Source organism: Patulibacter brassicae (assembly GCF_033949425.1).
Taxonomy (GTDB): domain Bacteria; phylum Actinomycetota; class Thermoleophilia; order Solirubrobacterales; family Solirubrobacteraceae; genus Patulibacter; species Patulibacter brassicae.
The window spans coordinates 336959-351909 of the sequence record NZ_JAXAVX010000003.1; the positions used below are offsets into that span (position 1 = coordinate 336959).

Genomic DNA, 14951 nt, shown 5'->3' on the forward strand with positions numbered 1-14951 from the left:
CAGTCTGCACCAGAACGGCGTAGCCGTGGGGCGCGTTGCCCCTTCGCACGGGGCAGGGCGCCCGGGAGGCTGTCACGCATGACGGAACGCTCCTCGCTCGCCGGCCGCACGGTCGCGATCACCGGCGCCGCGCGCGGGCTCGGCCTCGCGACCGCCCGCGAGCTCTCCCGCCGCGGCGCGCTCGTCGTGCTCGGCGACCTCGACGCCGACCTCGCCCGCGAGGAGGCCGCCGTCCTCGACGGGATCGGCCTGCCCCTCGACGTCACCGACGACGCGTCGTTCGCCGGGTTCCTCGCCCAGGCGGCGGAGCACGGCGGCCGGGTGGACGTGCTCGTGAACAACGCCGGGATCATGCCGACCGGCCCGTTCCTCGAGCAGGACGACGACCTGCTGCGGCGGCTCTACGAGATCAACGTCCTCGGCGTCGCCCGCGGGGTGCGCCTGGCGCTGCCGGCGATGCTCGCCCGCCGCTCGGGCGAGATCGTGAACGTCGCCTCGATCGCGGGACGGACCGTCGCCGCCGGGATGGCGAGCTACTGCGGCACGAAGCACGCCGTCGTCGGCATGACCCGCGCGCTGCGGCGCGAGCATCACGGCTCCGGCGTCGGCTTCACGCTCGTCATGCCGTCGTTCGCCAACACGCGGATCACCGCGGGCGCCGTGTCGGGGCTGATCCCGGTCGCCCAGCCCCACCAGGTCGGTCGGGGGATCGCCGACGCGCTCGAGCGCGGCCGGCGCGACCTCGTCGTGCCGCGCTCCGCCGGCGTCATGGTCCGCCTCACCGAGCTCCTGCCGCGCGGGATCGCCGACGCGACCGCGCGCCGGCTCGGGGCCGACCTCATGTTCCTCGACGAGCAGGGGCGCAACCGCAACGCGGGCATCTCGCCGACCGGCGAGGCGCCCGTCGCGCCGCCGTCCGGGAGCCCGCGATGAGCGCGCCCGCCGTCCCGCCGCGCCGGCCCGGGCCGCGCGCCCTCCTGCCGGCCGACGCCGCCACGACGGTCGCGGCGATCGCCCTCGGCGCGCTGGCCACGACGCTCGTCGTGCTGCTGCTCGCGGCGCTCGGCGGCGCCGCGGTCGAGGGTCCGACCACCGGCCTCCTCGCCGTCCCGGTCCTCGCCGCCCTGGCGCTGCGCGCGCCCGGCGCGCTCGTCGCCGCCACGACGACGGCGCCCGGCCTGCTCGCGCTCGGCGCGGCGTGGACCGTCCTGCCGCTCGTCGACCACCACCTGCTCGGGGCCGTCGCGATCAGCGGCGCCCCCGCCGACCTCGCCTTCCACGTCGCCGGCTGGAGCGCGCTGCTCGCCTCCGCCCGGCTCGGCCGCCACCAGGAGCCCGCACGATGACCACCACCTCCACGACCACCCGCACGCGGGTCGCGATCGTCGGCGCCGGCTTCGGCGGCCTCGCGATGGCGATCGAGCTGCAGCGCGCCGGGATCGACGACTACGTCGTGCTCGAGCGCGCCGACCACGTCGGCGGCGTCTGGCAGGCGAACTCCTACCCCGGCGCGGCCTGCGACGTGCCGTCGGTGATCTACCAGTTCTCCTACGCGCTGAAGGTCGACTGGTCCCGCCGCTTCGGCTCCCAGGCCGAGATCCGCCAGTACCTCCACGACGTCGCCGACGAGCAGGGCGTGCTGCCCCACGTCCGCTACGGGCGCGAGGTCACCGAGGCGACCTTCGACGAGGGCGCCGGGCGCTGGCGCGTGTCCACGACGACCGGCGAGGTCTACGACGCGCAGGTCCTCCTCTGCGCCACCGGGCAGCTCTCCCGCCCGCGGATCCTCGACCTGCCCGGCCGCGAGGCGTTCGAGCAGGCCGGCGGGATCGACTTCCACTCCGCGGAGTGGGACCACGACGTCGACCTCACCGGCAAGCGGGTCGTCGTCGTCGGCGGGGGCGCGTCGGCGATCCAGGTCGTGCCGGCGATCGCCGACCGCACGCGGCACCTGACCGTCGTGCAGCGCTCGCCGAGCTGGGTCGTGGGCAAGTACGACCGGGCGCCGTCCGGGCTGGAGAAGGCGCTGCTGCGGCGCTTCCCGTCGCTGCACCGCCGCTACCGCGACGCGATGTGGTGGTGGTTCGAGTCGCGCTTCCCGCTGACGAAGCGCCGGATGGATCCGCTGCGCAAGGGCTGGGAGGCGTTCCTGCGCTGGAAGATCGAGCGGACCGTCGGCCCGGAGAAGGCGGCCGCGGCGACCCCGGACTACCCGCTGGGCTGCAACCGGATCCTCCTCTCCTCGCAGTGGTTCCGGACGCTCGCGCGGCCCGACGTCGACGTCCGCCGCACCGCCGTGACCGCGCTGCGCGCCGGGGGCGTGACCCTGGCCGACGGGACCGAGGTCGACGCCGACGTCGTCGTCTGGTGCACCGGCTTCACCGCCACGGAGTACCTCGCCCCGATCCGGATCGTCGGCCGCGACGGCGTCGAGATCCGCGACGCGTGGCGGGACGGCCCGGAGGCCTACCTCGGCCTCGCGACCCCCGGCTTCCCGAACCTCTTCATGAGCTACGGCCCGAACACCGGGTCGCTGACGAACACGATCGTCTGGCTGCTCGAGCGCCAGGCCGCGTACGCCCGCCAGGCCGTCGAGCACGTCGGGCGCACGGGCGGCTGGGTCGACGTGCGGCGCGGCGTCCACGACGCGTTCAACGACGAGCTGCAGCAGCGGCTGCAGGGCACGGTCTTCACCCGCCCCTGCCCCGGCTGGTACACGACGGAGGCGGGCAAGGTCACGCAGGTCTGGGTCGGCTCGCACGTCGAGTACGGCCGCCGCACGCGGGTCTTCGACCCGGGGATCTACGAGCACGGCGGCGGCGCGTTCGCCCGCGACGCCGGGACGGGCGGCGCGGGGACCACCTCCGCCGCGCCGCACGCCTCCGCGGAGGTCTCGGCATGAGCACCGTCGAGCGGCCCGCCCAGGGCGACCCGACCACCACCGGCGAGCCCGCCTGGCTGCGTCCCGAGGACGCGCTGCGCGAGCCCGGGATCGCGCGCCTGCCCGCCCGCGACCGCCCGGACGGCCCCGTCACGACCGCGCGCCTGCGCCGCACCGTCGCGGCGTACGCGGCGGTCGCCGGGACCGGCGCCGTCGTCGCGCGCCTCGCGGGCCGTCGCGGCGCCGCGAACGCGGCGCTCGGGCTCGTCGCCCCCGGCGCCGGCTACCTCAGCGGCGGGCGACCGCTCGCCTGGGCCGGGACGCAGGTCGGGTTCGGGCTCTCGCTCGTCGCCTGGCTCGGCTCGGGGAACATCGTCGCTCCCGCCGCCGCGTGGCTCGGCAGCGCGGCGCACGCCGGCCGCTCCGGGGTGCGGTGGCGCGGTGCCCGGACGGTCGTCCCGGCCGCCGCGGGCGCGGCGATCGCCGGGGCTGCGGTGGCCCGCGAGCGCGCCCACCGCCGCGCGATCGAGCGCCGTGCCGCCCGCGACCGGTTCCTCGACGAGCGCCGCGCCGCGGTCGACGTGCGCGTCAGCGCGGCGTCGGCGCCGGCCCCGGAGGCGGGGCCGGAGCTCACCCCGGACGAGCTCGCGCACGCCCGCTGGGTGCTCGATCGGGCGTTGCAGCCGACCGCGTCGTTCGAGGGCTTCGACAAGATCGAGCAGTTCCAGACGAGCTCGATCCGGTACCAGCTCACGACGCTCGGCCACGCGCTCTCGACGATGCAGTTCGCGCGCACGCCGGCGTTCCACGGGTACCTCAGCGCCGCGCAGCGGAACATGATCCGCAAGTGGGAGGAGCGGATCAACTGGTCCTACTGGGCGAAGGAGAGCGCCTGGGGGCACCTGCGCCACAACCCGGACCCGGTCCCGCGGGACAACATCATGCTCACCGGCTGGCTCGGGTACCAGATCGCCAGCTACGTCTCCAACACCGGCGACGACTGCTTCTCGAAGCCGGGCTCGATCACCTTCCGCCACCCGCGCGGACCCGAGTACGCCTACGACCTGCACTCGATCGTCGGCGCGCTCGTGGAGAACTTCGAGCGGTCGGACTTCACGCTCTACCCGTGCGAGCCGAACTGGATCTACGCGCTCTGCAACGGCTACGGGATCCTGCCGCTGCCGATCCACGACCGGCTCTTCGGCACGGACCACGCCGAGCGGCTGCTGCCGCGCTTCCGGCGCGGGTTCGAGGACGAGTTCCTCTCCGTCGACGGGCGCACGGTCGGCATCCGGTCCTCGCTCACCGGCCTCTCGATCCCGGCGATGACGTCGATCCTCTCGGACGCCGCGGTCATCTGGCAGCTCGCGCCGGTCTTCCCCGACCTCTCCCGCGCGCTGTACGAGATCGTCCGCCACGAGTGGATCCGGATCCCCGCCGATGGCCCGGTCCAGATCGACATGAAGGGCTGGGACCGGATCGACACCGGCAACTACCAGCCGGTGCCGGCGACGGCGTTCGCCGCGATCCGCTGGGCGGCGCTGGAGATGGGCGACACGGAGCTCGCCACGCGCCTGGGCGCCGACGGCGAGGCGCAGCTGGACCCGGTCGTCGAGGGCGGCGTGAAGCACTACCGCGCGGCGAGCACGCTGAGCAACGGGGCGCTCTTCGGCGCCCAGGTCGCCAACCCCGCCGGCCACCGCCACCGCGTCGCCCACGGGCTGCCGGAGGCGTGGGCGACCGGTCCGCTGCTCGACGGCTGCGCCTACCCGGACGTCCTCGTCGCCCGCGCCGTCTCGGACGGGCGGGACCTGCGGCTCGTCCTGCGCCCCGGCCGCGCCGGCGGCAGCGGTCGTCAACCGCTGGCGCTGAAGCGGCTGCGCGCCGGTGCCCGCTACCGGCTCACCGGCGCGGTCGAGGAGGCGCTCGTCGCCGACGAGCGCGGCGAGGCGACCGTCCACGTCGACCTCGACGACCGCGTGGCCCTCGCCATCACGCCGGAGGACTGACCATGTGCCCCGCCTGCATCGCGATCGCCGGCCTCGTGGCGACCGTCTTCCGGCCCTGGCGCGCGCGGCGCAAGGCCGAGCGCGACGCCGCCGCGGCGGCGTGGCGGGCGGACGCCACGCGAGCCCCCGACGCCCCGTCGTCGGCGTCGCGCTGGCCGGGCGCCGGCACGGCCTGAACCGGGCGCCGGCGCACGGGCCGCCGACCTGCCCGGACCGCAGCGCGCTCGGGTTCCGCCGTCGCGCGGGGCGACCAGCGGCCCGGAAGGCCGCGACGGGCGCGACCTGGGTCTACGCTGCCGCGGTGATGGTCTCCGCGGCCGAGCATCCGTCACGAGGCCGCGCGCTGCGGGCGGCGGCGGTCGTCGCGGCCGGCGTCGGCGCGACCACCGGCCTCGTCGCGGCGCTGGACCCGGTCGCGCCCGCGGTGTCCCTCGGCGTCCTCTACGTCGTGCCCGTGCTCGTGGCGGCGGCGACCTCGGGGCTCGTCGCCGGGCTCGCGGCGTCCGTGCTCGCCGGCGTCCTCTTCGACCTCTGCTTCCTGCAGCCGACCGGCACGCTGACGATCGCCGACGGCGAGCACTGGGCGGCGCTGGCGGTGCTCTTCGTCGTCGCGGTCGCCGTCGCGCGGATCACCGGCGCCGCGCGCGAGGCCGCCGACCGCGCCCGCGCCGCGCGCCGCGACGCCGACCTCCTCGCCGAGCTCTCCCGCGTCGTGCTCGGCGCGCCGCCCGGCGAGGACGTGCGCGACCCGATCGCCCGACGGCTGACGGAGCACCTCGGCCGGCCCGTCCGGCTCGCCGACGAAGACGACCGGCGCGGCGAGCGGGACGACGAGCTCGTGCTCGACGGCCCCGGCGGGCGCGTCGGGCGGCTGCTCGTCACCGGCGCGCTGCCCGGCGGCACGCGCCGCGCGCTGCAGGAGCGGATCGCGCCCGCCCTGGCCGCGCTGCTGGAGGCCGCACGGGAGCGCGAGCGGTTCGCCCGCGCGGCGATCGAGGCCGCCGCCGTCCGTCGCAGCGACGAGCTGAAGACGACGCTCCTGCGCAGCGTCGGGCACGACCTGCGCACGCCCCTGACGCAGGTGACCGCGTCGGCCGCCGCGCTGCGCGAGGAGGGGCTGGAGGACGCCGACCGTCGCGAGCTCGCCGACGGGATCGTCGCCGGCGGCGAGCGGCTGGCCGCGATGATCGACAAGCTCCTGGACCTCTCGCGGCTGGAGGCCGGCACGGCCGCGCCGCGCCCCGCGCTGCTGCCCCTGGACGACGTCGTGCGCGACGCGCTCGACGAGGTGTCGCGCAGCCGCCAGGCGCACGACGGCGCCACTCTCGGCGAGCGGATCCGCCTCGAGGTCCAGGATCCGGTCCCGACCGTCCGCGCCGACGCCGCGCAGCTCACGCGGGCGCTCGTGAACCTCGTCGAGAACGCCCTGCTGCACGGCCGCGGCGAGGGCCCCGGCGGCGACGCCCTGCTCGTGCGCGTCGTCGCGCGGCGCGGGCACGGGGTCGTCCGCGTGATCGACCGCGGACCGGGCATCGGGGCCGCCGACCAGGAGCGGCTGTTCGCGCCGTTCGAGCGCGGCGCGGGCGCGCGCGGCCCCGGGTCGGGCCTCGGGCTCGCGATCGCCCGGGGCTTCGTCGAGGCCGCCGGCGGGACCCTGCGCGTGGAGAGCTACCCGGGCCAGGGCGCCGCGTTCGTGGTCGAGCTGCCGCTCGCCGACGACGACGCCGCCGCGCGCGAGCCGGAGGGCGACGAGGACGGCGCACCGGGCCGGCCGACGCGCGATCCGCACGCCGTCGAGGACGCCTCGCGCGGGGCCCGCGGCGACGGACCCGGCTCCGCGAGCGCCCGAGGAGGAACGCGATGACCGCGCCGCGACGAACCGTCCTCGTCGTCGACGACGAGCCGCAGATCGTCCGGGCGGTGAAGGTCCTGCTGCGCGGCGCCGGGCTCGATGCCCTCGCGGCGCACGGCGTCGAGGAGGCGCTCGACCTCGCCGCCCTGCACCGGCCCGACGCGGCGATCGTCGACCTGCTCCTGCCCGACGGGACCGGCGTCGACGTCTGCCGCGGCCTGCGCGAGTGGTCGGGCATGCCGATCCTCGTCCTCTCCGCCGTCGACGAGGAGGACGAGAAGGTCGCCGCGCTCGAGGCGGGCGCCGACGACTACGTCACGAAGCCGTTCGGCTCGCGCGAGCTGCTCGCCCGGCTGCAGGCGGCGCTGCGCCGCGCGAGCCCAGAGCCCGAGGAGCCGGTGATCGCCGTCGGGCCGCTCGAGGTCGACCTCGCCGCCCAGCTCGTGCGGGTCGACGGGCGCGAGGTCCACCTGACCCGCACGGAGTTCGGGCTCCTGCGCGCGCTCGTGCGCGACCGCGGCAAGCTCCTCACCCACCGCTCGCTCCTGCGCGAGGTCTGGGGGCAGGCGTACGTCGAGGACGTCGCGACGCTGCGCACCCACATCGCGAACCTCCGCCGCAAGATCGAGGCGCCCGACGGCGCCGACGGCGCGCCGCCCCGGCGGCTCATCCGCACCGAGACCGGGGTCGGCTACCGGCTCGCCCCCTGACCGGCCCGGCCGCAGTGGAGGGGGGACGGCCGGGGCGGGCACGTTCCCGCGCCTGAGGCGGGAGATCGCCCGCCGTGCCACGACCGGCGGCCCAGGCCGGGCGTCTTCACGCCGTCTTGATGCCGGCGCCCGGATCCTTCCGCCTGCCTTGACGCCGCCGGGCGCACGCTGGCAGGCATGGACCTCCTCGCCATCGCGCTCGCGCTCGCCGTGTTCGCCGGCCTCTTCCTCCTCGTCGAGGCGGTCGACCGCGCATGAGCCTCGCCACCGTCCTCGCGCTCCTCGCCGTGCTCGCGGTCGGCGGGTACCTCCTCTTCGCGCTCCTGCGCGGCGAGGAGCTCTGAGCGATGAGCCTCGCCGCCGTCGCGCAGCTCGCGCTGCTGCTCGCGATCGTCCTCGCCCTCACCCCACCGGTGGGCGCGTACCTGGCGCGCGTGTTCGCCGGGGAGCGCACGGTCCTCTCCCCGCTGCTCGCCGGACCCGAGCGCCTGCTGCTGCGCGGCATGCGGATCCGTCGCCGCGCCGACGGCACCCCCGTCGACCAGGACTGGAAGGCCTACGCGCGCAGCGTCCTGTGGTTCTCGCTCGCCTCGTGGCTCGTCCTCTACGCGCTGCTGCGGCTCCAGGGGGTCCTGCCGGGCAACCCGACGGACCTCGGCCCGGCCCCGTGGGACGTGACCTTCAACACCACCTCGTCGTTCGTGACGAACACGAACTGGCAGTACTACGCCGGCGAGACGACGCTGTCGTACGTCGCGCAGATGACCGGCCTGGCGGTCCAGAACTTCGCCTCCGCCGCCGTCGGCCTCGCCGTCGCGATCGCCGTCATCCGTGGCCTCGCGCACCGGCGGGCTCCGGACGCCCGCGACGGCGACCGTCCCGTCGGCCTCGGGAGCTTCTGGGTCGACCTCGTGCGGGCCTGCCTCTACGTGCTGCTGCCGATCTCGCTCCTCGCCGCGCTCGTGCTCGTCGGCCAGGGCGTCCTGCAGACCCTCGGCGGCCCGGTGACCGTCACGACGCTCAGCGGCGCCGAGCAGGTCATCGCCCGCGGCCCCGTCGCCTCGCAGGAGGCGATCAAGCTCCTCGGCACGAACGGCGGCGGCTTCTTCAACGTCAACTCGGCGATGCCGTTCGAGAACCCGACCGGCCTGAGCAACCTCGTGCAGATGGTGCTCGTGCTGCTGCTGCCGGCGGCGCTCACCGCGACGTACGGCCGGATGGTCGGCAACCGCCGCCAGGGCTGGACGCTCCTGGGCGCGATGGCGGCGATGTTCCTCGTGCTCGTCGTCGTCGCGACGCTCGCCGAGCAGCACGGCTCGCCGGCCCAGCACCTGGCGGGCCTCTCGACGGCCGCCACCGACGGGTCCTCCGGGGGCAACCTCGTCGGCAAGGAGCAGCGCTTCGGCGCGGCGGGCAGCGCCCTCTTCAACACCGTCACGACGGTCACCTCGACCGGCGCCGTGAACTCCGGGCTGGAGTCCTTCACCGGTCTCGGGTCGCTCGTGCCGATGATCGGCCTGGCCACCGGCGAGGTGATCTTCGGCGGCGTCGGCAGCGGGCTCTACGGGATGCTGACCTTCGTCCTGCTGGCCGTCTTCATCGGCGGCCTCATGGTCGGGCGCACCCCCGAGCTGCTCGGCAAGAAGGTCGAGGCGCGCGAGATCAAGCTCGCGATGCTCGGCGCGCTGTCGATGCCCTTCGCGGTGCTCGTCACGACGGCGCTCGCGGTCGGCACGCGATGGGGCCGGGTCTCGAACGTCGCCGGCGGACCGCAGGGCTTCTCCGAGTCCTTCTACGCCTCCCTCTCGCAGGGCAACAACAACGGCTCGGCGCTCGCCGGCTACACCGGCTTCGTCCAGCCGAACGGCACGAACGACGGCGCGTTCGGGATCACCTTCGCCGACCTCCTCGGCGGCGGATCGATGCTCGTCGTCCGCTTCTTCCCGATCGTCGTGCTGCTGGCGATCGCCGGGTCGATGGCCGGCAAGCGCGCGCCGGTCGGCGTGGGCGGGACCGGCCCGGCGGTCGGCTCCGGCACGCTGCGCACCGACAGCCCGACCTTCGCGCTCCTGCTCGTCGCGGTGATCGTCCTCGTCGGTGCCCTGACGTTCCTGCCGGCCTTCCTCCTCGGGCCGGTCGTCCAGTCCCTCACCACGGAGCTCTTCTGATGCGCAAGGACGCCCTCTCGGCCGTGCTCGCGATCGCGCTGCTGACGGTCGTGCTCGGCCTGCTCTACCCGCTGGCGGTCACCGGCGTCAGCCAGCTGACGATGCCCGGGCGGGCCGACGGCTCGCTCGTGCACCGCGACGGCCGGACGGTCGGCTCGGCGCTGCTGGCCCAGGACCTGCGCCGGCCGGTCGCGAACCCGGACGGCTCGCCGCGGCTGGACGAGGACGGCGAGCCGGTGACCGTCCCGGACCCGCGCTGGTTCCAGCCGCGACCGTCGGTGACCGGCTGGTCCGGCAGCGCGACGTCCTTCTCGAACGCCGGGCCGAACGCCGTCGCCACCCGCGACGCGCTCGTGAGCTACCGCGACGCGTACCTCGCCCTCGAGCGCCCGTACTCGCCCAGGCTGCGCGCCGCCGACGTCCCCGTCGACGCGGCCACCGACTCGGCCTCGGGCGTCGACCCGACGATCTCGGTGGCGAACGCGCGGATCCAGGCGCGCCGGATCGCCGCCGTCCGGCGCCTGCCGCTGGACCGCGTGCTCGTGCTCGTCGCCGACCACGTCGACGGCCGCGACCTCGGCGTCCTCGGCGAGCCGGGCGTGAACGTCCTGCGGCTGAACCTCGCCCTCGACCGGCTCGCGCCGGCCGCGACGGCAACGACCACCACGACGGACGGAGCAACGCGATGACCGCCGGCCCGACCCCCGACCGACCGGGGCGCGCGACGACCGCCGCCCCGACCACGACCGACGGAGCGGGGCGATGAGCACCGTGGCGAGCGCGCCCGGCGCGCGGCGCACCGGCGGCGCGTCGGTCCTCTCCCCCGCGATCCTGCGACCGGCGCTCGTGGAGAGCGTCGTGAAGCTCGACCCGCGGATCCAGTTCCGCAACCCGGTGATGCTCGTCGTCGAACTCGGCGCGGTGGTCACGACCGGGATCTGGCTGGCCCAGGCGACCGGGTTGAGCGACGGCGACCAGCCGGCGTGGTTCGCGGCCACCGTCGCGATCTGGCTCTGGCTCACGGTGGTCTTCGGCAACCTCGCCGAGGCACTCGCCGAGGGGCGCGGCAAGGCGCAGGCCGACGCGCTGCGCGCCATGCGCACCGACACCGTCGCCCGGCTCGCCGACGGCGGCACGCGCCCGGCGAGCGCGCTGCGGCCCGGCGACCGCGTCGTCGTCGACGCCGGCGAGACGATCCCCGGCGACGGCACGGTCGTGGAGGGGATCGCCTCGGTCGACGAGTCGGCGATCACCGGCGAGTCCGCGCCGGTGATCCGCGAAGCGGGCGGCGACCGCAGCGCCGTGACCGGCGGGACGCGGGTGCTCAGCGACCGGATCGTCGTCGAGATCACCCAGGAGCCCGGCGGCTCGTTCCTGGACCGGATGATCGCCCTCGTCGAGGGCGCCGCGCGCCGCCGGACCCCGAACGAGGTCGCGCTCGGGATCCTCCTGGCGGGGCTGTCGCTCGTCTTCCTCGTCGTGGTCGCGACGCTGCGACCGTTCGTCGACTTCGCCGGCTCCGGCGTCTCGACGGTGACGCTCGTCGCGCTGCTCGTCGCGCTCATCCCGACGACGATCGGCGCGCTGCTCTCCGCCATCGGCATCGCGGGCATGGACCGGCTCGTGCGCCGCAACGTCCTGGCGCTCTCGGGCCGCGCGGTCGAGGCCTCCGGCGACGTCGACGTCCTGCTGCTCGACAAGACCGGCACGATCACCTTCGGCAACCGACGCGCCACGGCGTTCCTGCCGGTGGCGGGCGTGACGGAGCGCGAGCTCGCCGAGGCCGCGATGCTCGCCTCGCTCGCCGACGGGACGCCCGAGGGGCGCTCGGTCGTCGACCTCGCCCGCGACGGGCACGGCCTGGATCCGTCGGCCGCCGGGGCCCAGCGGGCCGGCGTCGAGGCGATCCCCTTCACCGCCGAGACGCGGATGAGCGGCGTCGACCTCCCCGGCACGGGGCCGGACGAGCCGACGCGCGAGCTGCGCAAGGGCGCCGGCGACGCGGTCGTCGCCCGCGTGGGCGACCTCGGCGGCACCGTGCCCGACGAGCTGCGCCGCCTGCTGGACGGGGTGGCGCAGGAGGGCGGCACGCCGCTGGCGGTCGCCGACGGCGCCCGCGTCCTCGGCGTCGTGCACCTGAAGGACGTCGTCAAGCCCGGCATGCGCGAGCGGTTCGACCGCCTGCGCGCGATGGGCATCCGGACGATCATGGTCACCGGCGACAACCGCATCACCGCCGCCCGGATCGCCGAGGAGGCGGGCGTCGACGACGTGCTCGCCGAGGCGACGCCGGAGCGCAAGCTCGAGCTCATCCGCGAGCAGCAGCGGGGCGGGCGGCTCGTCGCGATGACCGGCGACGGCACGAACGACGCGCCGGCGCTCGCGCAGGCCGACGTCGGCGTGGCGATGAGCAGCGGCACCCAGGCCGCGCGCGAGGCCGGGAACATGGTCGACCTCGACTCCGACCCGACGAAGCTCATCGAGATCGTCGAGGTCGGCAAGCAGCTGCTCATCACGCGCGGCGCGCTGACGACGTTCTCGATCGCCAACGACGTCGCGAAGTACTTCGCGATCCTGCCCGCGATCTTCGCCACGGCATGGGCGACGCGACCGGGGGACGACGGCCCGCTCGCCTCGCTGAACGTCATGGACCTCGGGACGCCGAGCTCGGCGATCGTCTCGGCGATCGTCTTCAACGCGATCGTCATCCCGCTGCTCGTGCCGATCGCGCTGCGCGGCGTGGCCTACCGGCCGGTCGGGGCGACGGCCCTGCTGCGGCGCAACCTCCTCGTCTACGGCCTCGGCGGCCTGATCGCGCCGTTCATCGGCATCAAGCTCATCGACCTCGTCGTCCACGGGGTGCTCGGGGCGTAGCGTGCCGCGCGGCCGGCACACCGTCATGCTCGGCATGGCCCCCGGAGTGGGGAAGACGTACCGCGCGCTCCAGGACCTGCGCCGCGCGCGCGACGCCGGTCGCGCGGTGCTGATCGCGGTGCTCGAGACGCACGGGCGCGCCGAGACCGCCGCCCAGGCCGACGGCCTGCCGATCCTCCCCCGGCGGACGGTGGCCCATCGCGGCCTCGCGCAGGAGGAGCTCGACCTGCCGGCCCTGCTCGCGCTCCCCGCCGGCCCGGCGACGGTCCTCGTCCTGATCGACGAGCTCGCGCACGCCAACCCGCCCGGGCTCGAGCACCCGAAGCGGTGGCAGGACGTCGAGGACGTCCTCGCCGCCGGGATCGACGTCGTCTCGACGGTGAACGTCCAGCACCTCGAGTCGCTGAACGACCAGGTCGCCGAGCTCACCGGCGTCCGCGTCCGCGAGACCGTGCCCGACCACGTGCTCGTCGACGCCGAGGACGTCGTGGTCGTCGACCTCCCGCCCGACGCGCTGCTGCAGCGGCTGCGCGACGGGCAGATCTACCCGCCCGAGCGGATCGGACCGGCGCTGCGCAACTTCTTCCGGATCGAGCAGCTCACCGCGCTGCGGGAGACGGCGCTGCTGCAGGCCGCCGAGGAGGTCGGCGCGCGGCGGACGCGGCTGCACGCGCCGCGCCCGCGGCGGGACGACGAGTCCGGCGAGCGGCGCGCGATCGCCGGCGAGGTCCCGGACGCCGTCCACGAGCGGCTGCTCGCGCTCGTCTCCGCGCACCCGAGCGGGCAGCGCGTGCTGCGCCGGGCGTGGCGCTCGGCCCGCCGCCTGCGCGCGCCGCTCGTCGCGCTCCACGTCCGCCATCCGGGGCGCGCGCCGGACGCCGAGGCCGCCGAGCGACTCGCGGGCCTGTCGCGGCTGGCGACCCAGCTGGGCGTGCGGCTCGAGGTCGAGGAGGACGACGACCTCGTGGCCGCGACCGTCCGCGTCGCCCGCCGCGAGCGCACGACGTACCTCCTGCTCGGCGTCCCGCGCCGGCGGGTCGGCGACCGCTGGCGCCGCCCGCTCGCGCTGCGCCTGCTCGCCGCGCTGCCCGGCGTCGACGTCCGGCTCGTCGCCGACCGCGACGAGCGCCCGGAGCGCTCCGGATGACCCACCGATGCACGCCCTCGACCTGATCATCCCCCTGACGACCGCGGCGCTCGGCGTGCTGGGCACCCTCGCCTGGCGCCGCCGGCCCGGCGACGGCGGCCCCGCCCCGCGGGTGCTGCTGGCGCTGCCGGGCGGCGCGCTGGCCTGCGGCGCGATCGACGCGGCGGCGCGGGTCGCGCGCGCCGAGCGCGCCATCGTCGTCCCCGCGGTCGTCCTGCTGACCCCGGCGCGCTTCCCGCTCGACGCGCCGCGACCCGAGGCCACGGAGCGGACGCTCGACGTCCTCGAGGCCGTCGAGCGACGCCTGCGCGCGTCGGGCGTCGCCGTCGACGCGCGGATCGTCACCGGCCGGACGGTGCGCCACGCGCTGCGCCGGGCGGCCGAGGAGCTGCCCCACGAGCGCCTCGTCGTGCCGGCGGGCGCCGGCCACGGGGGGTTCGCCGCCGAGGACGTCGGCTGGCTGCTGGACCACGTCGACGGCGAGGTCCTCGTCCTGCGCCCCGGGAATGCCCGTCCCGTCCCGCGCCGGCGGGTCGCGCCGACGCCCTGCGCTCCCCGACCGGGCGTCCCGGCGGCCGCGGCGGCCCGCCGGGCCGCTCCGCCCCCGATCGGGCCCTCCCGTCGAGCCGCCGGAGGCCGGTCCGTATCGTCGGCGTCATGAAGGTCGAGATCTGGTCCGACGTCGCCTGCCCGTTCTGCTTCATCGGCAAGCGGTCGTTCGAGGACGCGCTGGAGCGGTTCGAGCACCGCGACGACGTCGAGGTGACGTGGCGCAGCTTCCAGCTCGACCCGTCCGCGCCGCCGAGCAGCGACCACGGCCTCGACGAGCTGCTCGCGCGCAAGTACGGGCGCACGATCGAGCAGGCCCGGCAGATGAACGACCAGGTCACGCAGATGGCGGCCGGCGTCGGCCTGGAGTACCACCTCGACCGCGCTCGGCCGGGCAACACGTTCGACGCGCACCGGCTCATCCACCTCGGCCGCGCCCATGGGATCGCCGACGCGGTGAAGGAGCGGCTCCTGCGCGCGTACTTCACCGAGGGCGAGCTGCTGAGCGACCACGAGACGCTCGTGCGGCTCGGCGCGGAGGCGGGCCTCGACGCCGACGAGGCGCGCGACGCGCTCGCCTCGGACCGCTTCGCCGCGGCGGTCCGCGAGGAGCTCGTCGAGGCCCACGACCTCGGCCTCCAGGGCGTGCCGGCGTTCGTCTTCGACCGCCGCTCCCAGGTGACCGGCGCCCAGCCCGCCGACCTGTTCCTCCAGGCGCTGGAGCGCGCCTGGGCGACGTCCGCCGCCTGAGCCCGGAGACG

General features: G+C 76.1%; 13 protein-coding genes. All 13 read left to right on the top strand.

Annotated elements, in window-relative coordinates:
* Positions 1–78: 78 nt before the first annotated feature.
* The 13 genes from SK069_RS09165 to SK069_RS09225 all read left to right on the top strand — a co-directional run bounded on the left by SK069_RS09165 (position 79) and on the right by SK069_RS09225 (position 14940).
* Positions 79–933 carry an SDR family NAD(P)-dependent oxidoreductase gene (locus tag SK069_RS09165; protein ID WP_319953912.1) on the top strand — a complete coding sequence of 285 codons (855 nt, stop codon included), beginning with the start codon at positions 79–81 and terminating at the stop codon, positions 931–933.
* Positions 930–1346, top strand: coding sequence for a hypothetical protein (locus SK069_RS09170; RefSeq protein WP_319953913.1), 417 nt, complete (start codon positions 930–932; stop codon positions 1344–1346). The genes SK069_RS09165 and SK069_RS09170 overlap by 4 nt, the downstream gene beginning before the upstream one ends.
* The gene (locus tag SK069_RS09175) at positions 1343–2902 is read left to right on the top strand and encodes a flavin-containing monooxygenase (RefSeq protein WP_319953914.1); all 1560 of its coding nucleotides are present in this window, start codon (positions 1343–1345) and stop codon (positions 2900–2902) included. The genes SK069_RS09170 and SK069_RS09175 overlap by 4 nt, the downstream gene beginning before the upstream one ends.
* On the top strand, positions 2899–4890 hold the full coding sequence (locus SK069_RS09180; protein WP_319953915.1) for a linalool dehydratase/isomerase domain-containing protein: 1992 nt from the start codon (positions 2899–2901) through the stop codon (positions 4888–4890). Before SK069_RS09175 ends, SK069_RS09180 begins: the two co-directional genes overlap by 4 nt.
* A gap of 2 nt (positions 4891–4892) precedes the next feature.
* Entirely contained in the window at positions 4893–5066 is a 174-nt protein-coding gene (locus SK069_RS09185) for a hypothetical protein (RefSeq protein ID WP_319953916.1), read from the top strand.
* Positions 5067–5194: 128 nt separating this feature from the next.
* The gene (locus tag SK069_RS09190; protein ID WP_319953979.1) at positions 5195–6754 is read left to right on the top strand and encodes a sensor histidine kinase; all 1560 of its coding nucleotides are present in this window, start codon (positions 5195–5197) and stop codon (positions 6752–6754) included.
* On the top strand, positions 6751–7452 hold the full coding sequence (locus tag SK069_RS09195) for a response regulator transcription factor (protein WP_319953917.1): 702 nt from the start codon (positions 6751–6753) through the stop codon (positions 7450–7452). The genes SK069_RS09190 and SK069_RS09195 overlap by 4 nt, the downstream gene beginning before the upstream one ends.
* 347 nt (positions 7453–7799) lie before the next feature.
* Positions 7800–9620, top strand: coding sequence for a potassium-transporting ATPase subunit KdpA (gene kdpA, locus SK069_RS09200; protein WP_319953918.1), 1821 nt, complete (start codon positions 7800–7802; stop codon positions 9618–9620).
* Complete coding sequence (locus tag SK069_RS09205; protein ID WP_319953919.1) at positions 9620–10309, top strand: potassium-transporting ATPase subunit C; 690 nt, start codon at positions 9620–9622, stop codon at positions 10307–10309. The genes kdpA and SK069_RS09205 overlap by 1 nt, the downstream gene beginning before the upstream one ends.
* Before the next feature lie 73 nt (positions 10310–10382).
* Positions 10383–12494: a potassium-transporting ATPase subunit KdpB gene (gene kdpB, locus SK069_RS09210; protein WP_319953920.1), complete on the top strand. Its 2112-nt coding sequence runs from the start codon at positions 10383–10385 to the stop codon at positions 12492–12494.
* A 1-nt stretch (position 12495) separates the two neighbouring features.
* Positions 12496–13641, top strand: coding sequence for a histidine kinase (locus SK069_RS09215; protein WP_319953921.1), 1146 nt, complete (start codon positions 12496–12498; stop codon positions 13639–13641).
* Between the two features lie 7 nt (positions 13642–13648).
* Positions 13649–14302, top strand: a complete 654-nt coding sequence (locus tag SK069_RS09220; protein ID WP_319953922.1) for a hypothetical protein — start codon at positions 13649–13651, stop codon at positions 14300–14302.
* Complete coding sequence (locus SK069_RS09225) at positions 14299–14940, top strand: DsbA family oxidoreductase (RefSeq protein ID WP_319953923.1); 642 nt, start codon at positions 14299–14301, stop codon at positions 14938–14940. The genes SK069_RS09220 and SK069_RS09225 overlap by 4 nt, the downstream gene beginning before the upstream one ends.
* The last annotated feature ends 11 nt before the right edge of the window (positions 14941–14951 follow it).